We start from the raw sequence: 8018 nt of genomic DNA, 5'->3' as shown, positions 1-8018 counted from the left end.
TCGCGAGGCCCGTCGACGGCCTTGACGCCTCCGGCGCCGAGGTCCGGAAGATCCCGGCCGTCTCCTTCCCGTACAAGGTCACCTCCTCCGACCCCGAGGAGCTGCTGGTCTCCGCGCGGACGGCGGGCTGCGACTGCCGCTGGTACCTGGAGCTGGAGTGGAGCGCCGGGGGCCGTACGGGGACGGTGCGGATCACGGACGGCGGGAAGCCGTTCCGCACGAGCGGGACCAGAGGGAGGCCGGCGTACGTGCACGACTCCGCCGAAGGGCGCTGGATCACAGACTCGGACTCTGGACAGACCGGGTGACCGATGAGTAACTTCGACTGACATAGGCTGAGCAAGCGCTTAGACCATCTCATTTGGCGAGTCTGCGGCAGCAGATGAGGGTGCAGGCGATGCTGGTAAAGGCCAGGGAGTGGTCGGCTTTGCGCTCGTAGCGGCGGTGGAGGTGGCGGCATCCAGCGAGCCATGCCATCGTGCGTTCCACGGTCCAGCGGTGGCGGCCCAGGCGTTGTGAGGACTCAACTCCCTTGCGGGAGATGCGGTGGGTAATGCCCCGCCCGCGTAAACCATCGTCGCAGGTGGTTGTAGTCGTAGCCCTCGTCGGCGTGGAGCTTGCCAGGCTTGCGCCGCCGTCGGCCACGGCGCGAGCGGATCGGCGGGATGCCCTTCACGAGAGGGATCAGGGCCTGGCTGTCATGCAGGTTGGCTCCGGAGATTCCGACGGAGATGGGCAGACCGGAGCGTTCCGTGATCAGGTGGATCTTCGAGCCGTACTTGCCCCGGTCGACAGGATTCGGACCTGTCAGGTCCCCCTTTTCAGGGCTCGCACGTTCACCGAGTCGATCGCGCACCGCGACCAGTCCAGCTCGCCACGAGCCCCGCGTTCGTCGAGGACCAGGCGGTGGAGCTTGGCCCACACCCTGGCCTTCGACCACTCCGAGAACCGCCGGTGGGCCGTCGCCCCGGACGGGCCGAACGACGCGGAAGGCAACTGCTGCCAGGTGCAGCCCGACGTGGCCACGAACACGATCGCGGCCAGCACCTCCCGGTCACCGTGCCGCCGCCGGCCACCACCTTGCGGCCGCGACGGCGCCTCCGGCACCACCCGCTGGAACAACTCCCACAGCTCGTCCGGCACCAGCCGCTCAACGATCCCCACCATGACCCACAGAATACCGGTGTAGCCAAATGAGATGGTCTCCTAGAAGACGCTTGGCGTGTTCACTCGTGATCGGTCGCTGACCTGGGCAGCAACCTCTTCTCCTGGCAGCTTGTCACCTGCCGTCGACACGCATTCGACAGGGCTCGAAGTCGGTCTACGGCCGTCGGTAGGCCGAAGGTTCGACACCCGCTTCCGGTTTCCTGCTGAAGGACACGAAGGCGGGGTGCTCAGGGTCTCCAACCTGCATGAGCGTGAAGAGATCGAGGTCGTGGTTCGCGAACCTGTGGAGGTACTGGAGGAACAGCTCCAACTCCTCGTCCGTCAGCCGCTCACCGTGCCGCTCGTTTCGCATGACGTCACGATACGAGCTGAGGGGTTAAGGCATGAGGCGGCCTTGTCCCGCTAACGGTTGATCGGGATCGCGTAGACGATCTCGCAGTGAGCGGCGGGCACGACGATGTCCGCCGTCTCGACGGGCCGTCCCCCGTCGCTGTAGTACGTCCGCCGGATGTGCGTGACGAGGGCGGCCTTCTGGATGCCGAGTGTTGCCGAGGCGCTGGCCCGGCAGGCCGACAAGGTCGGCGACGCTCGTGCCCTGCTCGAATTCAACGTTGGATGTCAGCGGAAGAGCTCCGGCACGGGGCAGGGCTCCAAGGGCTCGTCTGGCCGGTCGGCCCAGTTCCACCAGATATGCCGACCGCTACACCTCCACAGCGTCCGGCAGGTCCGCCGGCCGTCGTCCTCCCGCCCGCAAAGGACGAAGCCGCCAGACTTCATGGGCTGGCTGCACTCGGGACAGGCCGGGGCGTCGTCGGTCATGCCGCGCACCTTAACGGAGCGACCGCTTCGTCCCGAAGCAAATTGGGTGCGGGCGGTTTTTTGGGGTGGTGTGGCTCTGAGCTGCTGGGATAGTCCGCGGATATTCGTGGACGTCCGCCGTTGTTCGTGGCCGTTGTCACTCAGTTAGACACTCATGTCGACTCCGGCGTAGTCGTGGCTCCTGGCCGGTCTGGCATTTGTGGTGCGGCTGCCGCCATGAGTGCCCGACGAACTGCGCGTCGCCCATGCTCCCCTTCCAAGCCGCTCTCCTCGACTGCCTTCCGAAGTGCGATCTCACTTGCTTCACTGGCCTGCGGAAGTCTCGCTCCATCGGCGTTGATGTCAGGGCTCCAGTCCCCTACCGACCCGTGCGCACGGACATGCTCCACCACCCTCAACCGAGCTGTATACAAGTCGAGTTGTAGGGCGACCAAGGCCCGCGGAAGATGAATGTCGACCATGAGCGGAGGCTAGATGCCAGAACCTCAGCTTGGGAAGCTGCGGTCATTTGGGGGTGGTTCGGGCTCCGACCTGGGCGAACGATCGGATCCTGGCTCCGTCGGACCGGGCTGCTTTCACCGTGGTTCCCCGCTGTTCCCCGCTCGATCTGGTGCGCTTGTGGTGCAGAGACGAGCACGGCTTCAGTGGTGCAGTTCACCGCTGCGGATGGGGTGCCGTTCATTAGTCAGGACGGCGCCTCCGCACGCTGAGCCTGCGTGGTGCTCACGCGGTTGGCGGAGCCTCACGAGCCCAGTAGAAAGGCATCGGCGCGCCCTGCGGGATCACCCAAGGACGGGGATAGTGAGCGTGACAACCAGTGCAGCGCGCGACGAACGGACCGACCTCGGGGTTCGTGAGAACGCTGTAGTGGCTGGAGGGCTGAGCCGGGAGCATGTGCCCGTTCGCTGTCGTCTCCAAGCTGGGCCATGTAGGCGCGCATTGGCACGGGCGCTGTACCGCGAACGGGGCACCGTCAGGAGTCTTGGCCGTCCTCTTGAAGAGCTTGGCGAAGTTCTCGCTTATCGACACGGCGGCGGCCTCCCCTTCGCTGCGCCCGACTCTCGGGCCTCCAGACGGTAACCGATGGTCGGGTTGAGTCAGCGGGCGCCATCTACCGGCTAAGTGACGGCGCCCGCACTGGACACAGAGTTTGAGATCGGGCCTCATCCTTATCAGGTCGATCACTGAGGATTGGCGAAGTTGGTGAATCCGCCGTAGTCCTCGGCCCATCATCCAGTGGGGTTCGGCGCCGAACCCGACTGTCCGGGCCTGTTGATGTCAGGCGCTGATGTCAGCCGCCACAGGCGGACTTGACAGCTTCACCTCTCACTCTCTCAAGCCGCGCTATGGTCATGACTCTCGAGAAGATCCTGCGGGTACGGAAGAGGAACTTGGCTTGGACTATCAGTCCATATGGCCTGAACTGCATCTGTTACGGATGAACCTGCTCGCGTAGCGTCCTGATTGATCTTTCTACCTATCGGGAGGGGCCTGACATGGACCTAAAGCGCAAGTTGATATCTGGGGCACTCGTTGGCGGGTTGGCTGTCGCCGGAATGGTTGCCACGACTCCTTCTGCGGCAGCCGTTGGAGGCTGTCCGACGGGAAAGCTGTGTCTCTACGAAAACATCAACTATGTTGACCTCGACGTCACGAGCACCAGCACGAAGGCGTGCATCGACCTGGGTGACTTCGGTGAACACAATTTTGAGTACGGCATTGGGTCGTACGTGAACAACCTGTCGGTGAAGGCCGCCGTCTATCACTGGGGTGGGGTCAGCCTCGGCTACGTACATGACGGAACAATCTCACCCGGTGGGTTCAGCTCCAATAGCGCCAACGGTGACTGGTTCGGCGAGTTCGGCATGGTGTGCACGGGCGGGGCTACCCCGTAACTCACTCACCGGCTCCGAGGCTCTGGCCGCCACTGTCTGGTCAGGTACTCCATTGCTGCACACCAGCGTTCGGCCCTGGAATGCGCCTCGTTCCGGGGCCCTTTTCTGACCTCCCGATGCGTTGACCTGATTATTCTTCCCGGCGCCTGCCAGTTCCCGACAGATCACATTCACCCACCACTGTACGAACGACCTCGACGCCATGGGCCGCGTCTGCTCGGCTCTGCCTGGGTCGATGGTGGACGGGATGGGAGCCCACCGCCCACGCCACTACGGACCCGCGGCCGCGAACGACGCCCCCTCCATCGGGTGCCGGCCGATCCCCGCCGGAGGCATTGTCTTGACCGTGGGCCGCGCGATGCGGTGATCGGCTCATGGCTTCCGGCCCTCTCCACATGTGGGCCCGCGTCGGCGGCGGCAGCCCAGATCCTCACGTACAAAGGCGCCCGGAAGACCACCTACACCGTGCGTTGGGTGGTCGCGGGCAAGGCTTGGCGTGAGCCCTTCGGCACCGTCGCACTCGCAGAGGGCTTCCGCTCCGAACTGGTCCGGGCCACGGGGAAGGGCGAGGCCTTCGTCATCGCCACCGGGCTGCCGGTGTCCCACCGTCGCAAGTCGGCTTCGATGAGCTGGTACGCGTTCGCCGTCGGCTACGTGGACACCCGTTGGGCCGAGCTTGGCGGCAACAGCCGTAAGAACACCGCCAAGACCCTGACGGCGGTCACCATCGCGCTGCTGCGTGCCCAGCCGACCCAGTTCGACCCGGTGGCCGTGCGGACCGCGCTGCGCGAATGGGCATTCAACGCGACCCGCCGTGCGGACGCTCCGCGGGACGTGGTGACCATCCTCAGGTGGGTGGAGCGCAACTCCCTGCCGGTCTCGGTCTGGGAGGAGCCGGAGAGGGTGGGTGAGGTCCTGCGAGCCGTCGACACGCGCCTCGACGGCAAGCAGGCGGCTGCCTGGTCCAGGAAGCGCCACCGCCGGATCCGCAACGTCGTCATGAAGCACGCGATCCGGCGGCGCGTCCTGCGGACCAACCCCCTCCCCAAGGGGAAGGAGTCGACGGCTGTCACCAAGACCACCAACGCCGTGGACAAGCGGTCGTTGATGAACGCGGACCAGGCGGCGGCACTCCTCGACTGGATACGGCGCCGGCCACGAGGAGGAAAGCGGCTGCACGCGTGCTTCGCCACGCTGTACTACTGCGCTCTGCGGCCGGAGGAGGCCGTAGCCATGCGTGTGCAGGACGTGACGCTTCCCGGCCCCGGCGCCGGGGACCAGTGGTGCGAGCTGTTGATCCACACGGCGACTCCGGAGGTCGGCAAGCAATGGACCGACACCGGGGAGATCCACGAGGAACGTGATCTCAAGGGCCGTGCCCAGGGCGAGACGCGCACCGTGCCGGGGCATCCCGCCCTGACGCGCATCCTGCGGCAGCACATCGCGGACGAACAGCTCAAGCCGGGGGATCTCCTCTTCCAGGGGGAGACGGGCGGCATTCTCGCGGGCTCGGTCATCCGCCGGGCGTGGCGCAGCGCGCGCAAGGCTGTCCTGCCCCCGCACGTTTTCGAGTCGCCCACCGGGAGGCGGGTGTACGACAACCGGCACACGCGCCTCACGAAGTGGCTCAACGACGGAATTCCACCCGCCCAGGTGGCGGAATGGGCCGGGAACAGCGTGCCGGTGCTGCTGGCCACCTACGCGCGATGCGTCGAGGGGCAGCTGCCTGACCTGAAAAGGCGCCTGGAGGCCGCCGGGGATCTTCCCGAGCTGACCGACGGAGGCTGAGGCTTCTCACCGAGAATCGCCGAGAACTTCGACACGTATTCGACAGGGCCACCCGCGAAAACCCGGTGACAGCCGGACAGCCCCGGAACCTCCCCTTGATCGTCGGGGGAGCGTCCGGGGCTTCGTCGTGGCGCATGAAACACGCCGTGACCAGCAAAAATGCCCTCCCAAAGGGAGGGCGGAGACTTGCGCCCCCGGCAGGACTCGAACCTGCGGCCAAGCGCTTAGAAGGCGCCTGCTCTATCCACTGAGCTACGGGGGCCGGGTGTGGTGGCCTCGTACCTGGTGCCCGGGTGTGGGCTGATCCGTGACGTTGCCGGGGACAAGGATAGGGCTCCCGGTTCCTTGTCCCGAGCGCTTCGCCTCCGTGGCTCAATGTGGAGGTTCGGTGAAGCGGTCCTGATAATCGCAGGCAGGTACGAATTGTGCACCGCTTTTGGTGTCTGGAGCGCCGGGTGTTGTGCACTCGTTATGCCTGCGCCACACCTCTGTCCCAGTCGCGGCTTCCATCCCTTCTGTCCTATCGGCGCGCAGGCATGTCTATATGCTTCATAAATCCCCCGAAATTGGGCATTCTTCGCATGTGGTGACCTTGGACGTACGGCCTCAGCTGCTCGACGCACTCTCCGCCCTGCGCGACCGTGTCGCCGCCGCACGCTTTCCGCTGCCCCTGGCGGGGGCCCCACGCGCGCGTGCCAACCGCGACGAGCTCCTCGCCCAGCTCGACGACTATCTGGTGCCCCGGCTCAGACAGCCCGAAGCACCTCTGCTGGCAGTGGTGGGCGGTTCCACCGGCGCCGGCAAGTCGACCCTCGTCAACTCGCTGGTGGGACAGCGGGTCAGCGAGGCGGGCGTGTTGCGGCCGACGACCCGGACGCCGGTGCTGGTGTGCCACCCGGAGGACCATCACTGGTTCAGCGGCATGCGCGTACTGCCCGACCTCACGCGCGTGTGGGTGCCCCATCAGGAGCCCGCGGACGACCTGTTGCTGCCCGGCGAGGACGGCAGACGCCTCCTGCGCATCGAGACCGCGGAGACCCTTCCGCCCGGCCTCGCCCTCCTGGACGCGCCCGATGTCGACTCCCTGGTCGCCGACAACCGCGTCCTGGCCGCCGAACTCATCTGCGCCGCCGACATCTGGGTCATGGTCACCACGGCGGCACGGTACGCCGACGCCGTGCCCTGGCACCTCCTGCGCACCGCGAAGGAGTACGACGTGACGCTCGTGAGCGTCCTCGACCGCGTTCCTCACCAGGTCGTCTCCGAGGTCTCCCGGCAGTACGGCGCCCTGCTCACCAAGGCCGGGCTGGGCCACGTACCGCGTTTCACCGTGCCCGAACTGCCCGAGTCCGCCTGGGGTGGGGGGCTGCTTCCGGCCACCGCCGTGGCACCGCTGCGCACCTGGCTCGTCCAGCACACGCAGGACCTCGCCGCCCGCCACGACGCGATGGCCCGCACGGCCTACGGCGTCCTCGACTCGCTCAAGTCCCGGATGCCCGAACTGGCCGGCGCCGCCGCCGCCCAGTACGCGGCCGCACTGCGGCTCACCTCGGCCGTCGACGGGGCCTACGACAGCGAGTACGCGCGCGTGCGGGGCCGGTTGCAGAGCGGCGCCGTGCTCGCCGGTGACGCCCTCAAGCGCTGGCGGGCCTTTCCGCTGGACTGCACCGCCGGGGAACTGCTCGACGCCCTCGTGGAGAGCCTGGCCGCCCTGCTGCTGTGCGCCGTCACCGCGGCCGACGAGCGCGTCGACGAGGCCTGGCGCCGCGAACCGGCCTCGGGCGCCCCGGAACTGCTCGACCGCGATCCTGCCCCGGAGACCGCCGAACACCGCATCGGCATGGCCGTACGGCGCTGGCGGCGCGAGTTGGAGGAGTACGCCGAGGACGAGGTGCGCGACCTCGAACGCGGCACCGTACCCGACCCCGAACTCGTCGCGGCCCTCGTCGCCACCGTCCTGCTGGGCGGCCGGAGGGCCCGTTCGGCGGGCGAGGGGCTCGCCGAACGGCTCGGCGCCCATGGCGCGCTGCGGCTGCGTGACCGGGGCGGGCGGCTGCTCACCGAGCACCTCGACCGCGTCCTGCACAACGAACGCGAGCGCCGGCTCGCCCCGCTCGACGGACTCGACGTCCACGCCGAACCCCAGGCCGAACTGATCGCCGCGCTGTCCGTACTGCAGAAGGAGAGGTGACCGGTGACCGCCGTCACGAACCACGACCACACCGACCACACCGGCCACACGGATCACGCCCCTCATCACACAGATCCCAGTGATCGCGACGATCACCGGGAACAGACGGAACACGGGGGACAGGCGCAACACGCGGCGCCTGTCCCCCGTGTTCCGTC

The 8018-nt window shown here is 67.1% G+C and carries 5 protein-coding genes, 1 tRNA gene and 3 pseudogenes; 4 read left to right on the top strand and 5 right to left on the bottom strand.

Going from position 1 to position 8018, the window contains the following annotated elements:
• Positions 1–308 (top strand): annotated as a pseudogene (locus tag BZL64_RS25855) (helix-turn-helix domain-containing protein); the annotation flags it as partial.
• 49 nt (positions 309–357) lie between these two features.
• Here the strand turns inward: BZL64_RS25855 and BZL64_RS25850 are convergent.
• From BZL64_RS25850 to BZL64_RS25835, 4 genes and pseudogenes are all read right to left on the bottom strand, one after another.
• Positions 358–1167 (bottom strand): annotated as a pseudogene (locus BZL64_RS25850) (IS5 family transposase).
• Between the two features lie 154 nt (positions 1168–1321).
• The gene (locus tag BZL64_RS25845) at positions 1322–1519 is read right to left on the bottom strand and encodes a hypothetical protein (protein WP_086771591.1); all 198 of its coding nucleotides are present in this window, start codon (positions 1517–1519) and stop codon (positions 1322–1324) included.
• 50 nt (positions 1520–1569) lie between these two features.
• A pseudogene (locus tag BZL64_RS25840) lies at positions 1570–1713 on the bottom strand (GntR family transcriptional regulator); the annotation flags it as partial.
• A 72-nt stretch (positions 1714–1785) separates the two neighbouring features.
• Complete coding sequence (locus BZL64_RS25835; protein WP_086771589.1) at positions 1786–1986, bottom strand: dehydrogenase; 201 nt, start codon at positions 1984–1986, stop codon at positions 1786–1788.
• A gap of 1496 nt (positions 1987–3482) precedes the next feature.
• Here BZL64_RS25835 and BZL64_RS25830 point away from each other — a divergent pair.
• Both BZL64_RS25830 and BZL64_RS25825 read left to right on the top strand, forming a co-directional pair.
• On the top strand, positions 3483–3881 hold the full coding sequence (locus BZL64_RS25830) for a peptidase inhibitor family I36 protein (RefSeq protein ID WP_086771588.1): 399 nt from the start codon (positions 3483–3485) through the stop codon (positions 3879–3881).
• Between the two features lie 474 nt (positions 3882–4355).
• The gene (locus BZL64_RS25825; protein ID WP_244205499.1) at positions 4356–5669 is read left to right on the top strand and encodes a tyrosine-type recombinase/integrase; all 1314 of its coding nucleotides are present in this window, start codon (positions 4356–4358) and stop codon (positions 5667–5669) included.
• A 189-nt stretch (positions 5670–5858) separates the two neighbouring features.
• Here the strand turns inward: BZL64_RS25825 and BZL64_RS25820 are convergent.
• Positions 5859–5931 (bottom strand) — tRNA-Arg (locus tag BZL64_RS25820).
• A 321-nt stretch (positions 5932–6252) separates the two neighbouring features.
• On the opposite strand from BZL64_RS25820, the gene BZL64_RS25815 reads away from it, so the two are divergent.
• Complete coding sequence (locus BZL64_RS25815) at positions 6253–7860, top strand: dynamin family protein (RefSeq protein ID WP_086771587.1); 1608 nt, start codon at positions 6253–6255, stop codon at positions 7858–7860.
• Positions 7861–8018 lie beyond the last annotated feature (158 nt).

The organism is Streptomyces bobili (assembly GCF_002154575.1).
Lineage (GTDB): Bacteria > Actinomycetota > Actinomycetes > Streptomycetales > Streptomycetaceae > Streptomyces > Streptomyces bobili.
This window is presented reverse-complemented; position numbering and strand designations above follow the sequence as displayed.

Excerpts from the sequence above, each read along its gene's own strand:
- BZL64_RS25845 (WP_086771591.1), bottom strand. The coding sequence starts at position 1,519 with ATGCGAAACGAGCGGCACGGTGAGCGGCTGACGGACGAGGAGTTGGAG.
- BZL64_RS25835 (WP_086771589.1), bottom strand. The coding sequence starts at position 1,986 with ATGACCGACGACGCCCCGGCCTGTCCCGAGTGCAGCCAGCCCATGAAG.
- BZL64_RS25830 (WP_086771588.1), top strand. The coding sequence starts at position 3,483 with ATGGACCTAAAGCGCAAGTTGATATCTGGGGCACTCGTTGGCGGGTTG.